Genomic DNA, 22,924 nt, shown 5'->3' on the forward strand with positions numbered 1-22,924 from the left:
GCGGCCGCGCTCACGCGCCGCGCTCCGGCGGCACCGCGGAACGCGACCACCCGGGTGGAAGGAGGAACGGCATCAATAGCCTCGGGCGGGATCGTAAAGGTTGGGAAGCGGCGCGCCCCGTTCATGCGCCGCGATGGCCGCGGCCACGAAGCGCGCCCGGCTGCCCAGGCTGGGCAGCGAGGCGACATGCGGCGTCACCGTGACCTTGGGATGCCACCAGAAGGGGCTGGAATCCGGCAGCGGCTCCTCGGGAAACACGTCCAGCAGCGCACCGGCGAGATGGCCGCCGTCCAGCGCCGCGAGGAGATCCGCCTCCACCAGGTGACCGCCGCGCCCGACATTCACCAGCTGCGCCCCGCGCGGCAGCTTCGCCAGCAGCGCGGCATCGATCAGCCCGGCCGTTTCCGGCGTGGCCGGCAGCAGGCAGACCAGGATGTCGGTGCGCGCCAGGAAAGCGTCCAGCTCCCCGGCGCCGGCAAAGGACTCCACGCCCTCCACCACCTTGCGGCTGCGCGACCAGCCCGCCACGGGAAAGCTCACGCCCCGCAGCATGGCCGCCGCGGCGCGGCCGAGATTGCCCAGGCCGAGGATGCCGACCCGCCGCTCCCCCGCCGTGTGCCGGGCGGCGAACTGCTTCCAGCGGGACGCTTCCTGGTTGGCCGCCATCAGCCGGGCGCCGCGCAACAGGCCCAGGCAGGCCCAGGTGACGAATTCCGCCATGCGCTGTGCCTGTTCCTCGCCGCCCATGCGCACCAGCGGCAGGTGCGCCGGCCAGTCCGGGTCGCGCAGGATGTTGTCCACCCCCGCAGCCGAGGAGAACACCACCCGGAGGTTGGGCAGGGCCGCCAGCCGGCCGGGCTCGGGGTCCCAGACCACCACGTAGCGGACCTCCCCCGGCCGAACGGAGGGGTCGTCCCACCAGCGCACGTCCAGACGCGGGTCGGCGGCCAGGAACTCGGCGCGCCAACGGGGGACGGTTTCCTCGCCGCCCGACTTCACCAGCAAGATCACGTCGTTCTCAGCCCACCTGTCCCACCGCGCCCGGGCGATCCCCGGGGACGCACGCCACCGGCGCGGCCGGCAGGGATGCGGCCGGCGCCCCGCCACGCCACATGCCGCTCGCCGCCGCCCCCATACCACACTGCCGGGAAAGCCTCGTCCATGACCCTTTCCGCTGCCGACACCCCGACGCGGCCGCCCGCCCTGCGCACCGGAGAGGCGACCGTTGCCGGACAGGGCGCGAGCAGCACGCGTGCCGCCATCGTGATCTTCGGGGCCGCGGTGCGCCCGGATGGCAGCCCCAGCCCGACCCTGCGCCGGCGGGTGCTGGCGGCACGTCGCTTCGGTGCCCGGCTGCACCCGCCGCCGCTCTTCGTGCCCACCGGCGGCCAGGGCCGCCACGGCCCGCCGGAGGCCACGGTGATGGTGCGGCTGCTGCGGGAACAGGGCGTCGCGGAAGCCGACCTGCTGCCCGAGCCCACCGGCACGGACACCCTGTCCTCCGCCCGCGCCGTGGCGGCGTTGCTGTCGGGCTGGAGCGGGCCGGTCTTCGCCGCCTCCTCCGGCTACCACATCCCGCGCTGCACCCTGCTGCTGCGGCTGCTGGGCCTGCCCGCCCGGCCCGGCCCCTTTCCGATCCCCCGTCCGGGCTTCCCCGAGGGCTACTGGCGCCTGCGCGAGTCGGCTGCCCTGCCCTACGACGCCGTGCTGGCGCTGTGGCACCGCTTCCGCCCGCGGTCGGTGGGTGGCCGGGAGAAGCGGCATCCGGCGTCCTGAACTTCCGCCCTCCGGCGCCGTTCACCCCGCATGGCCGGCGCGGCAGCGCGACCCGGCCAAGGCTCTTCCGCACCCTTCCCAGGGTTGGAACGGGCTCACGCTCCATGCATTCGGGAGGCTCCGATCATGCCCATCGATCCCTATGTCGCGCAGCACGACCCCCAGGCCGGCAAGTCGGCCAAATCCGCCAACCAGGAGGCGGTGCTGGACACGTTTCCGGCCAGTGACCCCGCGCAGAAGGCGGAGACCGGCGCCCGCGCGGTGCCGGCGGCCGACATGATGATGCGGCCCGAAGACGAGGTGATCCCGGAAAACCCGATGACCCTGGCCTTCAGCTACACCGACCGCGAAAAGGCGAAGCTGGCGCTGGAAGGCGTGGTTCGCGACATCCCCCTGGAGCGCCACCTCACCTCCATCGAGGAACAGGGCGAAGGCGCCATCCTGCGCGTCACGGCGGGCAAGGTGGACGTGCAGCGCGTGGCGGACATGCTGGCCCGCTCGGGCGGCGAGCAGCGTTGAACCGAAGGCGGGGCGGTCCGGCGGGCCGCCCTGCACCGGTCCGTTTCTGGGCGCGGCGGCGCTAGTTCGGCCGCGGCGCGTCGAAGGGCTGCGTCGCGTCCGGCGTCGCCGGCTTTCGGGACGGCACCACCAGCACGGAATTCTGCCCCGGCCCGGCTGCCTGCAAGCAGTCGGCAAAGGCGTCGATCGCGCGCTGCGAGCCGGCGAGCGGCGCCCGCCAGGTGCCCTCGTTGCCGTCCAGGAAGCGGATCACCAGCGTACTGCCCGAGGCGAAACCCTGGGTGAAGCGCGACACCGCCTCGGAGCTGGGAAACACCGCCTCGATGGTGCTGGTTTGCGGCACGCCGGACAGTTCGCGTCCCGTGCGGACCTGGGCGAACTGGCCGATCCACAGCGTGCGGCCGTCCACCTCGAAAGCGACGTTCATCCGTGCCTCGGCGGGGATGCGCCAGGTGTCACGGTGCAGCAGGGCTACCGTCTCGCCACCGTCCGCGGCGGTGCGCAGCACGAAGCCCCGCCCGAGCAGCTGGCGCGACACGCCGCAGCTGCCGGCCGTGGCACCGGCCTCAGGACCGGCGAAAAAGGTTTCCCAGGAGCCGGAGCGCTGCAGCGTGCCCGGCGTTTGCGCCAGGGCGGGCAGCGCCAGGGTGGAGAACAGGAGCGCCAGGAGGCGCCGCTTGGCGAGGAGGTCCGACATCGCCGCGCGACCTAGCCCCGCGGCGCGGCAAGAAAATGGCAGCGCGGCCGCCGCTGCTCAGTCGCAGGCGCAGCCGTCGGTCGGGCCCTGGTCGGCGCGGATGACGTGGTGGTCGACCCATTCCGCCACCAGCCGCTGCGCCTCGCTCACCGAGGATTCAGGGTGGTGGATGCGGTACAGCGCGGTGCAGGCCCGGAAGGAGGACATGTCGTCATTGCCGCCTTCCCGCAGTTCGCGGAACGCGGTGACAACGGCTCGCTCGCAGCGTCGCGCGATATGACTGAAGTCGTAGCCCATGCCGCCTCCGTGGATCGCGCTCTAGTTGAGAATAATTCGCAACCACTGTCACCGTTATAGTCTCACCTGAACATCTGTTCAAGTGTCCTGATAGCCGAGGGTGGCCCTCGCACCGGTGTGCGTCAGGCGCTCCCCACCACCTCGGCCAGGGCGCGCCCGAGATCCTCCGTGCCGGCCTGTCCGCCCATGTCGCGGGTGCGGGGCCCACCCTCGGCCAGCAACTTCTCGATGGCCGCCACGATGGCGTCCGCCGCTTCCTTCTCGCCCAGGTGTTCCAGCATCATCGCGCCGGACCAGATCTGCCCGATCGGGTTGCAGACGTGCTTTCCGGCAATATCCGGGGCGGAACCGTGCACCGGCTCGAACATCGAGGGATGCGCCTTTTCCGGGTTGATGTTGGCCGAGGGCGCGATGCCGATGGACCCCGCCACCGCCGGGCCGAGATCGCTGAGAATATCGCCGAACAGGTTGGAACCCACCACCACGTCGAACCAATCCGGGTGCTGCACGAACTGCGCGCAAAGGATGTCGATGTGGAACTGGTCCGTGGTCACCGCCGGGTAGTTCGCCGCCATGGCCACGAATCGCTCGTCCCAGTAGGGCATGGTGAAGGTGATGCCGTTGGACTTGGTGGCGGAGGTCAGCTTGCGGCGCTTGCGCGTCATCGCCAGTTCGAAGGCGTAGCGCATCACGCGGTCGCAGCCATGCCGGGTGAAGACGCTGTCCTGGGTGACGAATTCCCGCTCGGTGCCGGGAAACATCCGCCCGCCGGAGCTGCTGTATTCCCCTTCGGTGTTTTCCCGCACCACCACGAAGTCGATATCCTCCGGCCCGCGTCCCGCCAGGGGCGAGCGCACGCCGGGCATCAGCCGGCAGGGCCGCAGCGAGATGTACTGGTCGAAGGACCGCCGCATCGGGATCAGCAGCCCCCAGAGCGAGACGTGGTCCGGCACGTCCGGCCAGCCCACGGCGCCCAGGAAGATGCTGTCCGCCGCGCGCAGCTGGTCCAGCCCGTCGGCCGGCATCATGGCGCCGGTGGTGCGATAGCGATCGCAGGACCAGTCGTATTCCGTGCAGTCCAGGGAGAAGCCGAAGCGCCGCCCGGCCGCTTCCAGCACGCGCAACCCTTCCGGCACGGTTTCGCGGCCGATGCCGTCCCCGGGGATCACCGCGATGCGATGCTTGCGCGTCATGAACCATTCCTTCCCGCTGCGGCGCGGCAAGGTGAACGGGGCGGCCCCGGGCGGCAACCCCGGCCGGCCGCGCCGCAGCGAGTCGTGCGCGGCGGTTCACGCCGGGCCCCGCGCCCACGGTCAGCCTCGGCGGCGGAAGCAGCATCTTCAACATCAATGCTGACCGCCGCCAATTTTCCTTTGTTACGAAACGCGTCGAAATATCAAGAAAAGAGAAAACTCTCACCCACGCATTACAGCGACTCCGAATCCGCATATCGCGCCTCCCGCCGGCGGCCGGTCATTTCACCTGCCGTCCTGCGTCGATTCGCCCCGCCAAATTATCTCCGCAGGCCGGGCAGATTGCCGGTTTTGCGGCCGCAAAGGCCTGCGACCCCCATTATCTCTGCCGTCACGCGAGAAATTCGAAGTCCCGAGTTGACGTTCGGGGAAAGCAGACATTATCCCCAGCGCGGTTCAGAAAAGCAGGAGCAAGAAATGGCCGATAAAGCCAAGATCAACCTCGATGGCCTGTCGGTGCAGGAACTGACCACGCTGATCCAGGATGCCGAGAACAAGCGCCGCGAAGCGCTGGAGGAAGCCAAGGCCTCCCTGATCGCGGAGATGGAGGAAAAGGCCGCGGCGATCGGGCTTTCGCTGCAAGGCATGCTCGACCGCCCCAGCCAGGCTTCCTCCGGCCGCAAGACCCGCAAGGATGCCGGTGCGCCGGTGGCCGCCAAGTACCGCGGCCCCAATGGCGAGGAATGGTCCGGCCGCGGCCGCCCGCCGACCTGGCTGACCAAGCAGGAAGCCGCCGGCAAGAACCGCGAAGCCTTCCGCACCTGAAGCCCGGCGCGGCGGCGGATCAGTCCGGGAGCCAACCCCGCGACCGGATCGCCGCCGCGACCCGCCCCGTTTCATCCAGCGGGGCCCGGGAAAAGGGCCGCTGCGCCAGTCGCAGCGGCCGTGCCGCCCCGGCGGCATAGAGGCTTTCCACCAGCCGCTGGTGCCGCCCCTCCTCCCGCGTGGCGACGAAGACCGGCGCGGCGGTGGCACAGGCTTCGCTGAGCATGGACACGCTGTCCCCCGTCACCACGACCGCGTCGGCCCAGGCCAGGAAGCCCATGTAGGGGTTCGGCCCGGCATCCCCCCAGCGGAACAGCCGGTGCGGCACGCCCGACAGCGCGGCCGCCAGTGCTTCCGTGGCAGGCGCCCCCGTGCGGCGGCTGGCCGTGGCCAGGATCGTCGCACCGGGAAAGCGCTTCAGCACCCGCGGCACCAGCCGCGCCGCATCCTCCGGCGGCATCCCCGCGCCGCGCACCGGCCCGCCCACCAGCAGCGCCACCCGCGGAACGGCCGAAGCTCCCAACTCCGCCCAATCCTCCCGGGCTGCGGCCAGCCGCTCGGGCGACAGCCGGTGCGTGGCGCCCAGGATGGGCAGGATGTTCCCGGCAGCCCGCGGCGCATCGTGCCGCCCGATCACCAGCAGGTCGAAATCCGCCGCGCCGAAACCCGGCCGCATGCAGTGGACCGTACGCACCCCCCGTGCCCGCAACCAGCGCGACACGGGCGTCGAACGCCGCCCGGCCGAGATCGCCAGCCTCGGCCAGGGCGGCGCCAGCGCGGCCCGCGCCCCCGGCGCCAGTCCCGCAGCCGTCGGCCAGAACAGCGGCAGCCGCGCCAACCCGCCCCATTCCAGCGGCACCGTATGAAAGGGCTGCGCCAGCCGCTCCGCGATGCCCAGTGCCTGGGCCGCCGTGCCGGCGCGGGGGTCGGCCAGCACCCAGACCGGTGCGGCATCCCGCGCCCCGTTGGGCACGCCGTGGGCATGGCGCTTCAACATGGACGCCGAACCGCGCCGCGGTTAACCCTGGCGGAAACTGGAGACCCCCGCATGACCGCCCGACACGCCTCCGCCAGTGGCGCCTCCGAATGGGACCGCGACGCGGCGCTCACCACCGCGCGTATCCTGCTGGAAATCAAGGCGGTCAATTTCCGGCCCGAGGAGCCCTACACCTTCACCTCCGGCTGGAAGAGTCCGGTCTATATCGACTGCCGCCGGATCATCTACTTCCCCCGCGCACGCACCCGCATCTGCGACATGGCGGTGGAAAAGATCGGCCGCCACATCGGCTACGAGACCATCGAGGCCGTGGCGGGCGGCGAGACCGCCGGCATTCCCTTCGCCGCCTGGATCGCCGAGCGGATGATGGCGCCCATGGCCTATGTCCGGAAGAAGCCCAAGGGCTTCGGCCGCAACGCCCAGATCGAGGGCGACGTGCCGGAAGGCAAGAACACCCTGCTGGTGGAGGACCTGACCACCGACGGCGGTTCCAAGATCCGCTTCGCCCAGGCGCTGCGCGATGCGGGTGCGATCTGCGACCACACCTTCGTGGTGTTCTTCTACGGCGTGTTTCCCGGCTCCTTCGAGACGATGAAGCAGATGAACCTGTCGCTGCACGCGCTGTGCACCTGGTGGGACGTGCTGGAGGTGTGCCGCGAACGCCCCTATTTCGAGGAGCCCGCGCTGCGCGAGGTTCGCAAGTTCCTGGAAGACCCGGTGGCCTGGAGCAAGGCCCACGGTGGCGTCGGCAGCGCCGAGGAAGCGCGCGCGGCGATCGTGAAAAAGGACGCGGCGTGAGGGCAGCCGCCCTCCTCCTCGGCTGCGCGACGCTGCTGCCGGCCGGGGCGTTCGCGCAGGACGCCCCCGGCACACGCGAGCAGCTCAGCATCGGCATCACGCAGTTCCCGTCCAGCTTCCACCCCAACATCGAGAGCATGGCCGCGCGCTCCTTTGTCGAGGGCTTCGCGCGCGTGCCGCTCACCGCCTTCGGCCCGGATTGGCGCCTGCAATGCCTGGGCTGCGAAACCCTGCCGAGCCTGGAGAACGGCCTCGCGCAGCGGGAAACCACCCCCGACGGCAAGCCCGGCCTGCGCGTCACCTGGCGCCTGCGCGAGGGGCTGTGCTGGGGCGACGGCACGCCCGTCACCGCCGAGGACCTGCGCTTCGCCTGGGAAGCCGGTCGCGCCTCCGAGACCGGCTTCGGCGGCGCCGAGTTCTACCGCTCCGCCTACGAGTTCCTCAGCGACGACCCGCGCAGCGTCACCCTGCGCTTCGACCGCGTCACCTTCGATTTTGCCTCGGCCGGCGACTTCGCCCCGCTACCCGCGCATCTCGACCGCGCCCGCTGGGAGGAGAACAAGCGCGACTACCGCTCGCGCACCCTCTACGACACGGACACGTCGAATCCCGGCCTGTGGAACGGCCCCTACCGCATCGCCGCCGTGCAGCCCGGCGCCGGCGTGACACTGGAACGCAACGCGCACTGGTCCGGCCCCGTCCCCGCCTTTGGCCGCATCCAGATCCGCACGGTGGAGAACACCGCCGCCCTGGAAGCGCAGCTGCTGGCGGGTCAGGTGGACATGGTGGCGGGCGAGCTGGGCTTCGCCCTGGACCAGGCCGTGGCGCTGCAGGCGCGCACCCGCGACCGCTTCCGCTTCGAGTTCCGCCCCGGCCTGGTCTGGGAACACATCGACCTCAACCTGGACAACCCCGCCCTGGCGGATGTCCGGGTGCGGCAGGCGCTGATGCTGGGCATCGACCGCGAGCGCATCGTGCAAAGCCTCTATGCCGGCCGGCAGCCGGTGGCCAGCAGCGGCATCCATCCCGACGACCCCATGTACGACCCGCAGGTGCGTCGCGGGAACTTCGACCCCGCCCGCGCCCAGGCCCTGCTGGAGGAGGCGGGCTGGAAACGCGCGCCCGGCGGCGCCCGGCAGAACGCCGCCGGCGAGCGCCTGACGCTGGAGTTCATGACCACCGCCGGCAACCGCTCGCGCGAGCAGGTGCAGCAGGCCATCCAGGGCATGTGGCGCGCGGTCGGCGTGGAAGCCCGCATCCGCAACGAGCCGCCGCGCGTGTTCTTCGCCGAAACCCTGTCGCGCCGCCGCTTCACCGGCGCCGCCCTGTTCGCCTGGATCTCCTCGCCCGAGAACGTACCCCGCACCACGCTGCACTCCGAGGAAATCCCGCGCGCCGAGCGCAACTGGTCCGGCCAGAACTACCCCGGCTTCCGCAACGCCGAACTGGACGCCCTGCTGCAAGCCCTGCCGGAGGAGCTGGACCCCGAAAAGCGCCGCCCGCTCTGGGCCCGTCTCCAGGCCATCACCGCCGAGCAGCTGCCCGCCCTGCCACTCTGGCACCGCGCCGACCCGCATGTCTGGCCGCGCTGGCTGGACGGGGTGCGGCCCACCGGCAACCTCTACCCTTCCTCGCTCTGGGTGACGGATTGGCGAGTCCGCTGAAGCCGCCATGCTCGGGCTGATCGCCTGGCGGTTGCCGCAGGTGGCCGCCACGCTGCTGATCCTGTCGCTGGCCGCCTGGTTCGCCATCGGGCTGATGCCGGGCGACCCCGTGTCGCTGGCCCTGACCACCGACCCGCGGCTGACGGCCGCCGACGTGGCCCGGCTGACGGCGCTCTACGGGCTGGACCAACCGCTCTGGACGCGCTGGCTGAGCTGGGCCGGCGGCGTGCTGCGCGGCGAGTTCGGCTATTCCCGCCTCTTCGCCCGCCCGGTGGTGGAGGTGCTACTGCCCGCGCTCCGCTCCACCCTGGTGCTGCTGGGCGCGGCGCTGCTGCTCTCGGCCGCCACCGGCGTGGCGCTGGGCGCGCTGGCGGCGCTGCGGCCGCGCTGGCGGGTCGCCGTGGATACGGTGGCGGTGCTGGGGCAGGCGGCGCCGGTGTTCTGGCTGGCCATCCTGGCCATCCTGCTCTTCGCGGTCACGCTGGGCTGGCTGCCGGCGGGCGGTGCCTCCGACACGGGCTGGCCGGACGAGGCGCGCTTCCTGCTCCTGCCCGTGACGACCCTGGCCGTGCACGGGCTGGCCGCCTATGCCCGCCACACCGCCTCCGCCATGGCCGAGGTGCTCACCCAGCCCTTCATCACCGCCGCCCGCGCCCGCGGCGCCGGCGGGGGGCGCATCGCCTGGCGCCACGCCTTTCCCAACGCCGCCGTGCCGGTGCTGGCCATCGCCGCGGTGGATGTGGGCGCGCTGGTGTCGGGCGCCCTGGTCACGGAAACCGTCTTCGCGCGGCCGGGCATGGGCAAGCTGCTCTTCGATGCCGTGATGGGCAACGACTACAACCTCGCCCTGCTCTGCCTGCTGCTGGTGGCGGCGGTGACGATGCTAGCGACGCTGCTGGCCGATCTCGGGCAGCACGCCCTGGACCCCCGTCTCGGGTGACGCGCCTGCGGCTCGGACTCGCGATGCTGGGCGCCTTGGCGCTGGCGGCGCTGGGCGCCGATGCGATCGCCGCGGCCCTGGGGCTGGATGCGGAAACGCCCGACCTGCTGCTGCGCTTCGGCCCGGCCTCGGCTGCACATCCGCTCGGCACGGATGAGCTGGGCCGCGACGTGCTGGCCCGGCTGCTGCTGGGCGCCCGGGTGTCGCTGGCCGTGGGCCTCTGCACCGCCCTGCTGGCAGCGGCGCTGGGCACCGCCCTGGGCCTGCTGGCGGCCTGGCGCGGCGCCTGGGTGGATGCCGTGCTGATGCGCCTGGCCGACGGGCTGCTGGCGCTGCCCGCCCTGCCGCTGCTGGTGATCCTGGCTGCGGCTGACACCGCCGCGATCGGCCTGCCGCGCGGTGAGGCCGCAGCGGATGTCGCGCGCATCGTGCTGATCCTCGGCGCCTTCGGCTGGGTCGGCGTGGCGCGGCTGGTGCGGGCATCGGCGCGCGGCGTGCTGGCCCGCGACTGGGTGCGCGCTGCCCGCGCCCTGGGCGCTTCCGAGGCCCGGGTGCTGCGCCGCCACGTGCTGCCCTCGCTGCTCGCGCCCGTCTCGGTAGCGGCCGCGCTCACCGCGGCCGGCGCGATACTGGCGGAAAGCACGCTGAGCTTCCTGGGCCTGGGCATCCAGCCCCCGACCCCCTCCTGGGGCAACATGCTGGCCAACGCGCAGGACCTCGTGCTCTCGGCGCCATCGGTGGCGCTGTGGCCGGGACTGCTGATCGTGCTGGCCGTGGCGGGCTTCACCCTGCTGGCGGACGGTTTGCGCCGCCGTTGAACCTGCCCGGGCCCGGGCCCAAGCGGGGGCGGCAATCCGGCAGCACGCTCGACCCGGTACGGACCGCGCCTGGGCCGCGTCCGCCCTCGCGCTCAGGCCGGCGCGACCTCGCCCGGTGCCTCGTCCAGCGGCAGGTCGCCGAGCTTGCCCAGGTCCAGCGACACCAACCCGCCCTCGCGCCGCTGGCGGCGAATCCACTGCCGATGCCGCATGGCGCGCGACACGTCGGCGAAGCCGGCCTCCCAGTGCTCCAGCATGGTCAGGCGGGAAAACTCGTAATCCTTGCTGTGGCTCTCATAGGCGCGGCGCCGGTAGATCAGCTGCAGCACCGTGACGGTGTTCTGCTGCGACAGCTCCTGCAGCATGCGCCGCTCCTCCGCCGTGGCGAGCTCCGGCGGCAGCCGGTCCAGCAGCCGGCGCAGCGTCGCGCGGGTTTCGCGGATCTGCCGGCTGTCATCCGTGCCCAGCCGCGTGCGGGAGGAAAAGCGGATGTCCTTTTCGCGCTCCGCCGCCTCGAACACCGTGCGCGGCAGCGGGCCGGACGCGCTGAACAGGTCCACCTGCAGCACCAGCAGGTCGCGCCGGCGTTCCACGTCCAACACGTATTGCAGCGGCGTGTTGCTCAGGAGCCCGCCGTCCCAGTACAGCTTTCCCTCGATCTCCACCGGCGGAAAGCCCGGCGGCAGCGCGCCGGAGGCCATGATGTGCTCCGGCCCGAGCTGCTGCCGCTGCGTGTCGAAATACACGGAATTGCCCGAGCCCAGCTCCACCGCGCCGACGCTCAGCCGGATCTCGCCGGAATTGAGCCGGCCGAAATCCACCAGCCGCTCCAGCGTCGCGCGCAGCGGGGCCGTGTCGTAGAAGCTCAGCGCCGCGGGCGTGCCCGGCAAGGCGCCCAGCGGCCCGGGAAAGCGCGGCAGGAAGAAGCCCGGCGCCCCCGCGGCCAGCGACCACAGCGCGCTCACCTCGTTCAGGGTGGAGCGGAACCCGTCCAGCATCGGCGGCACGGCATAGCCGAGGCCGGAGGTCACGGTGTTCCAGAACTCGCGCAACCGCGGCACCCGCAGCTCCGGCGGATTGCCGGCGATCAGCGCGGCGTTGATGGCTCCGATCGACACGCCGGCGATCCAACGCGGCGGGTCGCGGACATCGTCCAGGGCCTCGAAGGCCCCGGCTTGGTAGGAGCCGAGCGCGCCGCCACCCTGCAGCACCAGCACGCGGATTTCGTCGCTCGCGGTCGTGTCGGCCTCCCGTTGCGGCACGGGACCTCCCTAGAACGGATGGCGGCGAAGGGTAATCCGGCCCACGCGAGGGGACGGAAGCGGCACCGGAGACCGCGACGACGAACGCTCACGCCGATTCCAGTTGCGAGTAATTCTCACTTTCGGCAAACATGCGCTTCCAGGGTCGAGCAACAGGAGTCCCCATGCAGCACCACCGGTCGATCGGGCTCACGGACCTCGTCGCACTGATGGCGGCGCACCGGGCCGCGGCGCGCCATCCCCTGCGGCCCGGACAGCTGGATGAAGGCGGCGTAGCCCGCATCTCCGCCTATCTCCGCGACGAGGAACTGCCCTCCGGTGACGCGCCGCCGCCCAGGTCCGGTGCGCGCCCCTCCGCCGCGGCCGAGCCTCGCCCGGCGCGCTGAAGGCCGGGCCCGGCCAGCGCGCCGGAGAACACCCCCTCGGGCCGGCAGTCCCACTGCCGGCCCATCGGCGAAAACCCGCTCAGGGGCTCCCGGCCACGGCCAGGGGCACGGCCTCCGGGCGCGGCAGCCTCGCCCGCTCCTCCTGCCGGCGGCCGAGCCACAGCGCTCCCACCAGCCAAACGGCCGAGAGCGGCACCGCCACCCAGGCCACCCCCGACAGCCCCAGCCCCACCGCGCCCAGCAGCGCATAGCTCCAGGAGCCGACCTGGTCGCCGGCGCGGTACACCACCGTGTCGATGAAGCTCTTCGCCTTGTACTTGTCCTCGCGCGGCAGCACGGTGAAGAGCAGCTCCCGCGTCGGCCGCGCCAGGGCGAAGTTGCTGACGCGCCGGGCCACCTGCACCGCCACCACGGCCGCGATGCTGGGCGCCACCGCCAAGACCCCGAAGCCCAGCAGGCTGCACAAAGGCAGCGCCGCCAGCGTCAGCCCGACGCCCAGCGCGCCGAGGATGCGGCTGGTCAGGAAGACCTGCACCACCAGCGTCAGCACGTTCACCAGCAGGTCGATGTTGGCGAAAAAGGCGGTGCGCGACGCGCGGTCGGCAAAGGCCGTGCTCGCGATCTCCGCCTGCTGGAAATACAGGAAGGTGGAGGTCACGGAATACAGCAGGATGAACAACGCGACGTTGAGCAGGTAGGGCGAGCGCAGCGCGTGGGTCAGCCCCGCCAGCACGCCGCCGCCGATCGGCGCCTCGCCCCCGCCTTGCCCGGGCAGTCGACGGAAGGCCTCGCTCAGCCGCGACAGGCGGCGCACGGCGAAGACCGCGACCTCCAGCATGATGATGGATGCCAGCAGCAGCCAGAAGGGCTGCACACGCTCGATCACTCCCGAGGTCAGGCTGGAGCCGAGGATCGCCCCCAGCGTCGCCCCGGCGGCCAGGAAGCCGAACAGCCGCTTGCCCTGCTCGGAGTCGAAGACGTCCACGATGAAGGCCCAGAACACCGACACCACGAACAGGTTGAACACGGAAATCCAGACAAAGAAGGCGCGGTCCACCCAGATCCGTCCCTCCCCCGGCGGCATGGCCAGCAGGAATGCGAACAGCACCAGGTTCAGCATGAAGAAGCGATAGGACAGGCTGATGAAGCGCTGCCGCGAGAAGCGCTTCACCAGCGCCGCGAAGGCCGGGTTCACCGCCAGCATGGCCAGCAGCGTCGCGGTGAAGAGCCAGGGCAGGTTGTTCACCCCGCCCTCCACCCCCGCCGCGTCGCGCAGCGGCCGCAGCACGTAATAGGCCGACAGGATCGAGAAGACGTAGAGCCAGGACCAGCCCAGCGCCGCGACCTCCGCCTGCCGCACGTCGATGGCGTAGCGTAGCAGCCGGTAGGCCAGCCCGCCTCCCTCGGCGGGCGCGGCGGTGTCAGAGGCCATCGATGAAGGCTTCCATCCGGCGGCGGCCCGCGGCGTCGGGCATGCGGCCGCGCGCCGCGGCCAGATTGTCGTCCACGTAGCGCGCCTGCGCCATGCCCGGCGCCGGGCAGGTCACCGCCGGATGCGAGACGAGGTACTTCAGGAAGAACTGCGCCCAGGAGGCTATGTCGTATTCCGCGGCCCAGTCCGGCAGCTGCTTGTCGCGCACCGCCTCGAACAACCGGCCGCGGCCGAAGGGCAGGTTCAGCATCACGGCCATGCCGCGATCCGCGGCCAGCGGGATGATGCGCTCCGCCGTCTTGCGGTTGTCCAGCGCGTAATCGACCTGGATGAAGTCCACCTGCTCGCGGCGCATCACCGCCTCGAACTCCTCGTATTGCCGCTCAAAGGAGGTGGTCAGACCGACATAGCGGATGCGCCCGGCCGCCTTGAGGTCCCGCAGCGTCCGCAGGTGGATCTCCGTGTCGCGCAGGTTGTGCACGGCCAGCAGGTCGATCTTGTCCGTGCGCAGGCGGCGGAAGGACTGCTCGATCTGCGCCACGCCCTGCTCGCGGCCGCTGATGCTGACCTTGGTGGCCAGGAAGAGCTGGTTGCGGATGCCCAGACCCTCCACGATCTTGCCGATCACCTCCTCCGCCGTGCCGTAGGTGGGCGAGGTGTCGATCACCGTGCCGCCCCCTGCCGCGAAGCGCGCCACCGTGTCGCGCAGCGGCGGGATCTCGGCGTCGCTCTTCACGTCCTCGTAGCGGCGGGCGGTGCCCAGCCCGAGCGCCGGGATGGTCTCACCGGAAGACGGAATCGGCTTGCGCAGCAGCGGCGCGCCCTGCTGCGCCGCCGCCCCGCCCGGCCGCAGCGGCGGGAGGCCGGCGGCGAGGGCCGCGGACAACAGGGTACGGCGTTGGGTTCGCATCGCGCGGCAGTCTCCATGTCCCGGATGTCCCCCGTCCCGTCCCGGCCGGCGCGGGGGTTGCCCGCGGAATGCGGGTTTCCGTCAAAGCGTCACAGACTTCGGACCTCGCGCGCAAGCGGCAAGGCCCGGCGCCTCCTCCCGTCTGCCGCCGCGGGTGCCGGCCGGACGGCGAAGCACGCGCAGCCCCTCCGCGCGTTTCCGCATTGGCCCCGGCACCCCGTCCCGTGGCATGGGTCGGCCCCATGACAGACCCCGAGCTCGACGCGCTCTTCGCCCTGGCCGCCGACGTGCAGCGCCACGCCCATGTGCCCTATTCCAACTTCCGGGTGGGCGCGGCCATCCAGGCCAGCGACGGCCGCCGCTTCGCCGGCTGCAACGTGGAGAACATCGCCTATCCCCAGGGCAGCTGCGCCGAAACCGGGGCGATCTCGGCCATGGTGGCGAGCGGCGGCAGCCGGGCCATCAGGCGCATCGTGATCCTGGGCACCGGACCCGCCGGGCCGGTGGCCTGCGCGCCCTGCGGCGGCTGCCGCCAGCGCATCCTGGAATTCGCCACCCCGGACACGGAAGTCTGGTTCGGCCCCGACCGTGCCGGCCTGCGCCCGCACCGCATCGACGCGCTGCTGCCCGGCGCCTTTCACAGCCTGACCGAGGGCCCGGCCGGCGATCCGGCGGCGACGCTTGCCCCGCCCTCGCCGGGGGCCTAGTCCGACCCTGGCGCGCCGGACACCATCCCGGCCGCGCCGCAGGCGGAGGTGTCGCGAGCATGTCGGATCTTTCCGCGGAGAACGGCCTCCGCTTTCCCGCCACCAGCCCCGCCCTGCGCCGGCCGCACCGCCTGGGCGCGCTGGCCCTGGGCGGGCTGCGAATCGGCTTCTGGGGCGTGGTGCAGTTCGCCCTGACCCTGGCCGAGATGGTGGCCGAGGTGCTGGCGCCGCTGCTGCTGGTGGCCGGCTTCGGCTGGTGGGCGGCGCTGAACGTGCTGGGCTCGCTGAGCCAGGCGCCGGAATTCCAGGCCGTGCTGGCGGAACTGCCCCACCGGCTGCGCTTCGGCGACCATTGGCTGACGCCCGCGGGGCTGATCTGGAACGGCGTCGCGCTGATGGCCGTGGTGGCGGCCTGCCGCACGCTGAACACCATCATCGTCAAGGAAACCTGAGCGCCGGAACCACCCGCCGGCGCGCCCCGGCCCGGGAGCGCCCGCGCCCTTCCCCGGGGTGACCCTCAGGCATCCGCAACGCCCTGCCGCGCCGCCCGGGACACGCTTGCGCCGCCTGGGGATAACCGGTTCTCTGCACCGAGTTGGAGGCTATCCGCCATGACCCCGCCGCTGAACTCCCTGGCCGCCCGCGACGTCGCGCACCTGCTGCACCCCTATACCGACCAGGTCGCCCATGCCGAGAACGGCCCGGTGGTGATCACCCGCGGCCAGGGCGTGCATGTCTGGGACGACGCGGGCCGCGAATACATCGAGGCGGTGGCGGGGCTGTGGTGCGCCTCGCTGGGCTTTTCCAACGAGCGGCTGGCGCAGGCGGCGGAAAAGCAGATGCGCGAGCTGCCCTTCTACCACGCCTTCACCTCCAAGTCGCACGCACCCGCCGTGGAGCTGGCGGAAATGCTGATCTCCCGCGCCCCCGTGCCGATGAGCAAGGTGTTCTTCGCCAATTCCGGTTCGGAAGCGAACGACACCGCGATCAAGATGATCTGGTACCGGAACAACGCGATCGGCAAGCCGGCCAAGAAGAAAATCATCTCCCGCCTCAAGGCCTATCACGGCGTCACGATCGCCAGCGCCTCGCTGACCGGGCTGCCGGCCAACCACGCACTGTTCGACCTGCCGATCGCTGGCATCCACCACGTCTCGACGCCGCACCACTACCACGGCGCGCAGGAGGGTGAGACGGAGGAAGCCTTCGCCACCCGCCTGGCCGAGGAGATCGACACCCTGATCCGCGCCGAGGGCCCCGACACCGTGGCGGCGATGTTTGCCGAGCCCATCATGGGCGCCGGCGGCGTGATCATCCCGCCCGCCACCTATTTTGAGAAGGTGCAGGCCGTGCTGCGCCAGCACGACGTGCTGCTGGTGGCCGACGAGGTGATCTGCGGCTTCGGCCGCACCGGCAACTATTGGGGCAGCCAGACCTTCGGCATGCAGCCGGACATCATCACCTGCGCCAAGGCGCTGTCCGCCGCCTTCCTGCCGATCTCGGCCGTGATGGTGAACGAGGAGGTCTTCGCCGGCCTGTCGCAGGGCAGCCACAGCATCGGCACCTGGGGCCACGGCTTCACCTATTCCGGCCATCCCGTGCCCGCCGCCGTGGCGATCGAGACGCTGAAGATCTACGACGAGATGAACGTGGTCGGCCACGCGCAGACCGTGGGCGCCCACCTGCAGGCCGAGCTGCGCCGCCGCTTCGGGCAGCACCCGATGGTGGGCGAGGTCCGCGGCGTCGGCCTGATCGCCGCGATGGAGCTGGTGGCCGACCGCCACGCCCGCCGCAATTTCGACCCCGCCCGCAAGGTCGGCGCCCGGATGGGCAAGCTGGCCGAGGCCAACGGGGTGATCCTGCGCGCCATGGGCAATGACACGATCGCCTTCTCGCCGCCGCTGATCATCACCGAGGCGGAGGTGGACACCATGCTCGACCGCGTCGGCCGCGCGCTGGACCAGCTCGCCGTGGAGCTGCGGCGGGAAAACCTGGCGGTGGTGTGACGGCCGGCTGGCGGTCGCCCGCCTTTCCGCTGGCCGTGGGCGCGGCGATCGCGCCCACCGCGGCCATGCTGCAATCCAAGGCCATGGCGCCGCTCGCCGTGGTCTGCCTGCTGCTCTCCGTGCTGGCCGACCGCCGCGCGCGCGGCAGCTGGCCCTGGCCCTCCGGCGCAGCGCTGGTGGCCGGGCTGCTCCTGGCCGGCTGGGGCGCGCTCTCGGCCCTCTGGGCGGTGGAGCCGCCGCGGGCGTTGCTGGCCGCGGCGCAGCTGGGTGGGCTGGTGCTGCTGGCCGGGGCGGCGGTGCGGGCGGTGGCAGGCCCGGCCACCGCGCCGTGCGACCGACTCCTGCTCGGGCACTGCCTGTTCTGGGGCGTGCTGTTCGGGCTGGCCGCGTCCACCGTCGACAACCTGACGGGCAACGCCCTGCGCATGGCCGTGCGCGGGCTGGATGCCACGCGGCCCGGGCTGGAATTCGGCCTCAAACCCGCCGCCTCGGTGGCCGCGCTGCTGGTGCCGCTGCTCTGGGCCGCGCCCCTGCCCCGCTTCGCCCGGCTGCTGGGGCTCGCCGCCGGCGCCCTGGCCCTGGCGGCGCTGACCGGCGAGTCCGCGCGGCTGGCGGGGTTGGCCGGGCCCGCGGTGCTGCTGCTCGCCAGCCTAGCACCCACCCCCGCGCGGCGGGTGCTGGCCCTGGGATTCGCGGCCCTGCTTCTCGCCGCGCCGCTGCTGGCGGGGCAGCTGATCCGGCCGGCGATCGCGGCCCGGCTGCCGCCTTCCGCCGTGCACCGGCTGCTGATCTGGGACTTTGCCCTGGCAAGGGCGGCCGAACACCCCTGGCTCGGCTGGGGCATGGAGGCCAGCCGCGCCATCCCCGGCGGGCAGGCGCCGCCCAGCGCCGCGACGCTGGACCACCTGGCGCTGCAGCGCCCGGACCAGCGCGGCTACTTCGCCGCGCCCGGGGTGCAGTCCCTGCCGCTGCACCCGCATAACGGGGCCCTGCAGCTGCGGCTGGAGCTGGGCTGGCCCGGCCTGGTGCTGGCGGCGGGCTTCGTCGCGCTGCTCGCCCTGGCGATCCCCGCGGGCATCGCCGCCGCGGGGCTGGGCGCCATGACCGCGGCGGCCGTCACCTTTCTGCTCTCCTTCGGGGCTTGGCAGCCCTGGTGGATGGCGACGCAGGCCCTGGCCGTTGCCCTGGCGGCGGGGCTGGACCGCCGGGCATGACGCCGCGCTTCGCCCTGCTCACCGCCGCTGCCCCGGCGCCTCAACCCGGCTCGGCCGGGCTGGCCTTCCGCCTGCGCTCCACCCTGTGGCTGATCGGCGAGCTGCGCACCGTGCTGATCGGTCCGCTGCCGGACGCGGCGGCCCGTGCCCGCCTGCGCGCGGAGCATGCGCTGCTGCTGCGCCCGGAACACTCGGCCGCGCCATCGGAAGCAGCCGGCCCGCCGCTGCGTCCCCACTGTCGGGCGCGGCTGCTGCGCCACCTCGCGCGCTTCCGCCCCGACGCCGTGGTGGTGTGCGGCCCGGAACTGCTGCCGCTGGTGCCCGGCCTCGCCGCGGCCGGATTGCGGGTCGTCGCGGTTCCCGGGGACGACGTCCTGCCGGATCCTGGGGCGGTGCCCGGCCCCCTGGCGGAGTCACTCGCGGCGGCCGCCGCGATCTGGGCTGTCTCGCCCGACGCGGCAGCCCGGCTGCGCGAGGTGGCAGGTCCCGACCGCGTCGCCCTGCTGGACGGCGGCGCGGCCACCGTTGCACGGGAACTGGCCGGCCTGGGCATCCCGGCCACCCCCGGCGCGGCGCGGCCGCCGGCCGCTGCGGAAGGTCTGACCACCCGCTACAACCCGCGCAGCGGCCTGCTGCAGATCGGCCTGCGCCTGCACACGCCCTTGCCGCCGGAGGCCGTGCGCGGGGAGCTGCGCGTGGCCGGCGCCACCGCCCTGAACCTCGCTGTGGAGACCGGCGAGGGCCCGCCCGGCCGCTTGCGGGTGGAGGCCACCGCCGTGCTGCGGCCGGGCGACGACCCGGCCGGGGTGCGGTTGCTGCTATCCGCCGGGGACGCGCCACTCCTTTCGGCCGGCACGGAGCGGCCGATCCTGGAAACCGCCGGGCTGGCCACGCTGGAACCGCAGCGCGGCGCCGCGGCGGTGGTGGTGCAAGCCTGGGCCGACACCCCGGCCCAGCTGCGCGTGGACGACCGCGAGGAACCCCTGGCTCCTGCCCTGCCCGGCCTGCTGCGCGGCCAGCTGCTGGCGCCGCCCACCCGGGTCGCCGCGGTTACCGGCACCGATCCGGGCATGACCACCAACCCGCTCGGCCCCTGGCTAGCTGCCGGGCCGCGGGCGCCCGGGCTGGACGCGCTGCGCAACCGCCATGCCGGGGAAACCGCCTGGCTGATCGGCAACGGGCCTTCCGTGCGGCCCGAGGACCTCGACGCGCTGCGCGGCCGGCTTTGCTTCGGCTTCAACCGCCTCTACCTCGCCTACGGAAGAACGGCGTTGCGCCCGCGCTACACGCTGAGCGGCGACGGCCAGGTGATCGGCGATTTCGGCGCGGAGCTGGTGCGGGAAGCCGGCGGCACCGTGTTCCTGGCCAGCGAGCACCGGCCGGAGCTGCCCGGGAACTGGTTCTGGCTGCGGCAATACTCGATCTGGCCGACGCTGTTCTCGCTCGACCCCGGCCGCGTCGTGGGGGCCGGCGGCTCCTCGCTCTTCGTGGCGATGCAGCTGGGCTGGTGGATGGGGGTGCGGCGCTTCATGCTCTACGGCGTCGATTTCCACTTCGCCGACGCCGCGCCGGTGGCGAACGGGCTGGCCCAGGGAGACGGCAACCACTTCATCCCCGGCTACCGCAGTGGCCGGGCCTGGATCCCGCCCTCCTGGCGCGACATCTGCACCGGGCTCCACGTCGCCGGCCGCTTAGCCGAGGCCGAGGGCGGCTGGATCCGCAACGCCACGCGCGGCGGCCGGCTGGAGCTCTTCCCCCGGCGCAGCTTCGAGGACGCGCTGCGCGGTGGCTGAAATGGCCGGGCGATGCCCGCCGGGCCCAGCGCGCGGCCGGGATGCGGGCACCGCCGCGGGAAGCTGCTACACGCCCCGCCCATGACCGACCCCGTTTCCGCCGGCACGCGCCTGTCCGGCCGCGCGCGCTGGCTGCTCCGTGCGACGCTGCTGCTCGGCCTCCTCGCCACGGCCGCTCCGGCCGGAGCAGCCCGCAGCGCCTGCCCGCAGCATCATCCCGACGGCGCCGCGCCGGACATCGCGCGCCGCTCCCTCGCGTCGCAGGCGCGCGAATTGTGCTTCAGCGGCTACGCGGTGCTGCACAGCGGCGTGTCGCGCACGCCCCTCGCCGCCGCCGAGCGCCTGACGCGCGCCCGGGTGCGCCGCGCGCGCCAGCTGCCGCGCGAGAACGCCTTTCACGAGGAACAGCGCCTGCCCGAGAATGAGCGGGCGGACCTGGCCGACTACGCCCGTTCCGGCTTCGACCGCGGCCACATGGCGCCCTCCGGCGACATGGCCACGGAAACCTCGCAGAATGAGAGCTTCTCCCTGGCCAACATGGTGCCGCAGTCGCCCGGCTCGAATCGCTGCCTCTGGGAGGGCATCGAGCGCACCGTGCGCGAACTGGCCACCGACGAGGGTGAGGTCTGGGTCGCGACCGGCCCGGTGTTCGAGGGTACGGAACTGCGCCGCCTGCGCGACCGGGTGCTGGTGCCGACTTCGCTGTTCAAGGCGATCTACGTGCCGTCCCTGGGGCAGGCCGGGGCTTACCTCGCCCCGAACGCCCCCGGGCTGAACTGGCGCGCCGTGTCGCTGGCCGAGTTGCGCGACATCGTCGGGCTGGACATCTTCCCTTCCCTGCCCGCGGCCGTACGGAACCGGACCATGGCGCTGCCGGAACCCGAGCCCAGCAACATCTACGGCAGCTGCGACAGCGAACCCGGCCCGGTCACCGCGGATCGGCGGCCGTCCCCATCGCCCGGCCAGCCCGCCCCGGCCCCTGCCAGCCGCACCTCCACCAGCCTGGGCGGCAAGCTCGGTCTGTGGCTGGGAGCGATCTTCGCGCTGCTCGCCGTGCTGGCGCTGTTTCGCGTGCTCGGCCGTCGTTGAGGAGGATCCGCACCATGGCCTTCGAACCCTTCGCCGACGAGGCCGCCAGCATCGCGCTGGGCGGGCTGACGATCGAGAACCGGCTGGACCGCGTGTCGCTCTTCGGCAGCCTGGACGTCACCCGCGACCGCGAGGGCCTTACCCACGCCAGGCGGCTGCGGGCCCTGCTGGATCAGGCCATCGCGGTGCTGGAAGGCGAGTCCGACCGGTTGCCGGCGCGCGTGCAAACGGGCACGGAGACCACCGTGGTGCGGAACCCCTTCGACTGACGCTGCTACCCTTGGCGTCCGGGCCGGACCGGGGCAGCCTTTCCGAAACGGCACCGCCGCGACGCGGCGCCGCAGGGAAGGAACGCTTCGCATGCACCGCCTCCGCGCCCTCGTAGCCGCGGCCTCGCTGGCCGGCTTCGCCAAACTCTCACCGGCTCAGGCCCAGATCAGCAACCTGCCGCCGGAGATCGTGGCCGGTATCGCCGCCATGGGGCCGGTATGGAACAGCGATGTGCTGCGCAACACCAGCGCGCTGTTCCGCCCCTTGCGCGAGTCACAGGGGACGGAAGGGCTGGAGGCCAGCAAGGACCAGCACTACGGCCCGGACGCGCGGCAGGTGCTGGACCTGTACCGTCCTTCCGGTGCTGCCGGACCGCTGCCGGTGATGGTGTTCGTGCATGGCGGCGGCTTCGTGCGCGGCGAGCGCGATCCCAACGTGGCGATGTTCTTCGCCCGCCAAGGAATGCTGGGCGTCACCATGACCTACCGCCTGGCGCCGCAGCACCCCTGGCCGGCCGCGCCGCGCGACGTGGGTGCGGCGATCGCCTGGCTGCGCGACAACGCCGCCCGCCTCGGCATCGATCCCGGGCGCATCTTCCTGTTCGGCATTTCCGCGGGCGCGACCCACGCCGCCTCTTACGCCTTCGACCCCGAACTGCATCCCAGCTCCGGCCCAGGGCTGGCCGGGTTGATCCTGGGCAGCGGGGTGTTCAAGGTCACGGCCGCCGATACGGCGGACAACACGCGCGCCTATTTCGGCACGGACCCCTCCCAGTACGAAGCGAGGTCACCCCTGACCCACGCCGCGTCCAGCCGCCTTCCGCTGTTCCTGTTCACTGCGGAATACGACCCGCCCTTCCTGGCGACGCCGACGCTGGAACTCATGCAGCTGGCCTGCCGACGTGATGGAAAATGCCCGCATTACCTACAGGTGCGCGGCCATAACCACGTTTCCGATCAGTATTCACTGGGTACCGCGGACCAAGCGCTCGGCGGAGCGCTGATGGAGTTCACGCGCACCCTGCGCTGAATAGGTGGGAATGGCCCGGGATGCCGCAAACCGGCCAGCATTTCAGTACTCGGGCCACTCTCGGCAGCCAGAACGTACAGCCCTGCCCTTCATTGGTCGGTTGCAAAAACCACTTAAACGCGCAGCACCCCGGGCCTTGGGAGACCGGGGTGATTTGCAATCCGTGAAACGTGATTACCGGGCAAAAGGGAGATGCGGGGACAGGATTTGAACCTGTGACCTTCAGGTTATGAGCCTGACGAGCTACCGGGCTGCTCCACCCCGCGTCGGTGGTGTTTGTGGGACAGGGAAACGTTCCTCTC

The 22,924-nt window shown here is 72.3% G+C and carries 24 protein-coding genes and 1 tRNA gene; 16 read left to right on the forward strand and 9 right to left on the reverse strand.

What is annotated here, in order from left to right; genetic code table 11:
• Positions 1–72 precede the first annotated feature (72 nt).
• Positions 73–1,011 carry a 2-hydroxyacid dehydrogenase gene (locus ACLIBK_RS21180; RefSeq protein WP_415389296.1) on the reverse strand — a complete coding sequence of 313 codons (939 nt, stop codon included), beginning with the start codon at positions 1,009–1,011 and terminating at the stop codon, positions 73–75.
• Between the two features lie 150 nt (positions 1,012–1,161).
• On the opposite strand from ACLIBK_RS21180, the gene ACLIBK_RS21185 reads away from it, so the two are divergent.
• Together ACLIBK_RS21185 and ACLIBK_RS21190 are read left to right on the forward strand one after the other, a co-directional pair.
• Positions 1,162–1,776 (forward strand): YdcF family protein, encoded by a 615-nt coding sequence (locus ACLIBK_RS21185; RefSeq protein WP_415389297.1) that lies wholly within the window; start codon positions 1,162–1,164, stop codon positions 1,774–1,776.
• A gap of 126 nt (positions 1,777–1,902) precedes the next feature.
• Positions 1,903–2,295, forward strand: coding sequence for a hypothetical protein (locus ACLIBK_RS21190; RefSeq protein WP_415389298.1), 393 nt, complete (start codon positions 1,903–1,905; stop codon positions 2,293–2,295).
• 61 nt (positions 2,296–2,356) lie between these two features.
• Here the strand turns inward: ACLIBK_RS21190 and ACLIBK_RS21195 are convergent, their stop codons facing one another.
• The 3 genes from ACLIBK_RS21195 to ACLIBK_RS21205 all read right to left on the reverse strand — a co-directional run bounded on the left by ACLIBK_RS21195 (position 2,357) and on the right by ACLIBK_RS21205 (position 4,482).
• A complete protein-coding gene (locus tag ACLIBK_RS21195) occupies positions 2,357–2,992 on the reverse strand; it encodes a hypothetical protein (protein ID WP_415389299.1) in 636 nt (211 codons plus the stop codon).
• Between the two features lie 57 nt (positions 2,993–3,049).
• Positions 3,050–3,289 carry a hypothetical protein gene (locus ACLIBK_RS21200; RefSeq protein ID WP_415389300.1) on the reverse strand — a complete coding sequence of 80 codons (240 nt, stop codon included), beginning with the start codon at positions 3,287–3,289 and terminating at the stop codon, positions 3,050–3,052.
• Between the two features lie 122 nt (positions 3,290–3,411).
• On the reverse strand, positions 3,412–4,482 hold the full coding sequence (locus tag ACLIBK_RS21205; protein WP_415389301.1) for a tartrate dehydrogenase: 1,071 nt from the start codon (positions 4,480–4,482) through the stop codon (positions 3,412–3,414).
• 477 nt (positions 4,483–4,959) lie between these two features.
• Between ACLIBK_RS21205 and ACLIBK_RS21210 the strand changes: the two genes are divergently transcribed.
• Positions 4,960–5,307, forward strand: coding sequence for an H-NS family nucleoid-associated regulatory protein (locus ACLIBK_RS21210; protein ID WP_415389302.1), 348 nt, complete (start codon positions 4,960–4,962; stop codon positions 5,305–5,307).
• A 19-nt stretch (positions 5,308–5,326) separates the two neighbouring features.
• On the opposite strand, the gene ACLIBK_RS21215 is transcribed toward ACLIBK_RS21210, so the two are convergent.
• A complete protein-coding gene (locus ACLIBK_RS21215) occupies positions 5,327–6,304 on the reverse strand; it encodes a mitochondrial fission ELM1 family protein (protein WP_415389303.1) in 978 nt (325 codons plus the stop codon).
• 51 nt (positions 6,305–6,355) lie between these two features.
• Here ACLIBK_RS21215 and ACLIBK_RS21220 point away from each other — a divergent pair, with 51 nt between their 5' ends.
• Genes ACLIBK_RS21220 through ACLIBK_RS21235 form a run of 4 tightly spaced genes read left to right on the forward strand, consistent with a single transcriptional unit; the run spans position 6,356 to position 10,524 of the window.
• Positions 6,356–7,102, forward strand: a complete 747-nt coding sequence (locus ACLIBK_RS21220; protein ID WP_415389304.1) for an orotate phosphoribosyltransferase — start codon at positions 6,356–6,358, stop codon at positions 7,100–7,102.
• Positions 7,099–8,766: a peptide ABC transporter substrate-binding protein gene (locus tag ACLIBK_RS21225; protein ID WP_415389305.1), complete on the forward strand. Its 1,668-nt coding sequence runs from the start codon at positions 7,099–7,101 to the stop codon at positions 8,764–8,766. Before ACLIBK_RS21220 ends, ACLIBK_RS21225 begins: the two co-directional genes overlap by 4 nt.
• A 7-nt stretch (positions 8,767–8,773) precedes the next feature.
• Positions 8,774–9,706, forward strand: a complete 933-nt coding sequence (locus tag ACLIBK_RS21230) for an ABC transporter permease (RefSeq protein ID WP_415389306.1) — start codon at positions 8,774–8,776, stop codon at positions 9,704–9,706.
• A 23-nt stretch (positions 9,707–9,729) separates the two neighbouring features.
• Positions 9,730–10,524 (forward strand): ABC transporter permease, encoded by a 795-nt coding sequence (locus ACLIBK_RS21235; protein WP_415389307.1) that lies wholly within the window; start codon positions 9,730–9,732, stop codon positions 10,522–10,524.
• A gap of 92 nt (positions 10,525–10,616) precedes the next feature.
• On the opposite strand, the gene ACLIBK_RS21240 is transcribed toward ACLIBK_RS21235, so the two are convergent.
• On the reverse strand, positions 10,617–11,786 hold the full coding sequence (locus ACLIBK_RS21240) for a DUF3734 domain-containing protein (RefSeq protein ID WP_415389308.1): 1,170 nt from the start codon (positions 11,784–11,786) through the stop codon (positions 10,617–10,619).
• Between the two features lie 164 nt (positions 11,787–11,950).
• Between ACLIBK_RS21240 and ACLIBK_RS21245 the strand changes: the two genes are divergently transcribed.
• Entirely contained in the window at positions 11,951–12,172 is a 222-nt protein-coding gene (locus tag ACLIBK_RS21245) for a hypothetical protein (protein ID WP_415389309.1), read from the forward strand.
• A 79-nt stretch (positions 12,173–12,251) separates the two neighbouring features.
• On the opposite strand, the gene ACLIBK_RS21250 is transcribed toward ACLIBK_RS21245, so the two are convergent.
• Both ACLIBK_RS21250 and ACLIBK_RS21255 read right to left on the reverse strand, forming a co-directional pair.
• Complete coding sequence (locus ACLIBK_RS21250) at positions 12,252–13,604, reverse strand: NTP/NDP exchange transporter (protein ID WP_415389310.1); 1,353 nt, start codon at positions 13,602–13,604, stop codon at positions 12,252–12,254.
• Positions 13,594–14,514, reverse strand: a complete 921-nt coding sequence (locus ACLIBK_RS21255; protein ID WP_415389311.1) for an aldo/keto reductase — start codon at positions 14,512–14,514, stop codon at positions 13,594–13,596. The genes ACLIBK_RS21250 and ACLIBK_RS21255 overlap by 11 nt, the downstream gene beginning before the upstream one ends.
• Positions 14,515–14,756: 242 nt before the next feature.
• Between ACLIBK_RS21255 and ACLIBK_RS21260 the strand changes: the two genes are divergently transcribed.
• The 8 genes from ACLIBK_RS21260 to ACLIBK_RS21295 all read left to right on the forward strand — a co-directional run bounded on the left by ACLIBK_RS21260 (position 14,757) and on the right by ACLIBK_RS21295 (position 22,622).
• Positions 14,757–15,221 (forward strand): cytidine deaminase, encoded by a 465-nt coding sequence (locus tag ACLIBK_RS21260; RefSeq protein WP_415389312.1) that lies wholly within the window; start codon positions 14,757–14,759, stop codon positions 15,219–15,221.
• A gap of 59 nt (positions 15,222–15,280) precedes the next feature.
• On the forward strand, positions 15,281–15,673 hold the full coding sequence (locus ACLIBK_RS21265) for a hypothetical protein (RefSeq protein ID WP_415389313.1): 393 nt from the start codon (positions 15,281–15,283) through the stop codon (positions 15,671–15,673).
• A gap of 159 nt (positions 15,674–15,832) precedes the next feature.
• Complete coding sequence (locus ACLIBK_RS21270) at positions 15,833–17,227, forward strand: aspartate aminotransferase family protein (protein WP_415389314.1); 1,395 nt, start codon at positions 15,833–15,835, stop codon at positions 17,225–17,227.
• A complete protein-coding gene (locus ACLIBK_RS21275; protein WP_415389315.1) occupies positions 17,224–18,441 on the forward strand; it encodes an O-antigen ligase family protein in 1,218 nt (405 codons plus the stop codon). The genes ACLIBK_RS21270 and ACLIBK_RS21275 overlap by 4 nt, the downstream gene beginning before the upstream one ends.
• Positions 18,438–20,234, forward strand: a complete 1,797-nt coding sequence (locus tag ACLIBK_RS21280) for a hypothetical protein (protein WP_415389316.1) — start codon at positions 18,438–18,440, stop codon at positions 20,232–20,234. The genes ACLIBK_RS21275 and ACLIBK_RS21280 overlap by 4 nt, the downstream gene beginning before the upstream one ends.
• 81 nt (positions 20,235–20,315) lie before the next feature.
• The gene (locus ACLIBK_RS21285; protein ID WP_415389317.1) at positions 20,316–21,323 is read left to right on the forward strand and encodes a DNA/RNA non-specific endonuclease; all 1,008 of its coding nucleotides are present in this window, start codon (positions 20,316–20,318) and stop codon (positions 21,321–21,323) included.
• Between the two features lie 14 nt (positions 21,324–21,337).
• Complete coding sequence (locus ACLIBK_RS21290) at positions 21,338–21,592, forward strand: hypothetical protein (RefSeq protein WP_415389318.1); 255 nt, start codon at positions 21,338–21,340, stop codon at positions 21,590–21,592.
• A 91-nt stretch (positions 21,593–21,683) separates the two neighbouring features.
• Entirely contained in the window at positions 21,684–22,622 is a 939-nt protein-coding gene (locus ACLIBK_RS21295; protein WP_415389319.1) for an alpha/beta hydrolase, read from the forward strand.
• 192 nt (positions 22,623–22,814) lie between these two features.
• Here ACLIBK_RS21295 and ACLIBK_RS21300 read toward each other — a convergent pair.
• A tRNA-Met gene (locus tag ACLIBK_RS21300) sits at positions 22,815–22,888 on the reverse strand.
• Positions 22,889–22,924 lie beyond the last annotated feature (36 nt).

The sequence above is a fragment of the Roseomonas sp. BN140053 genome, from assembly GCF_047690175.1.
Taxonomy (GTDB): Bacteria; Pseudomonadota; Alphaproteobacteria; order Acetobacterales; family Acetobacteraceae; genus Roseomonas.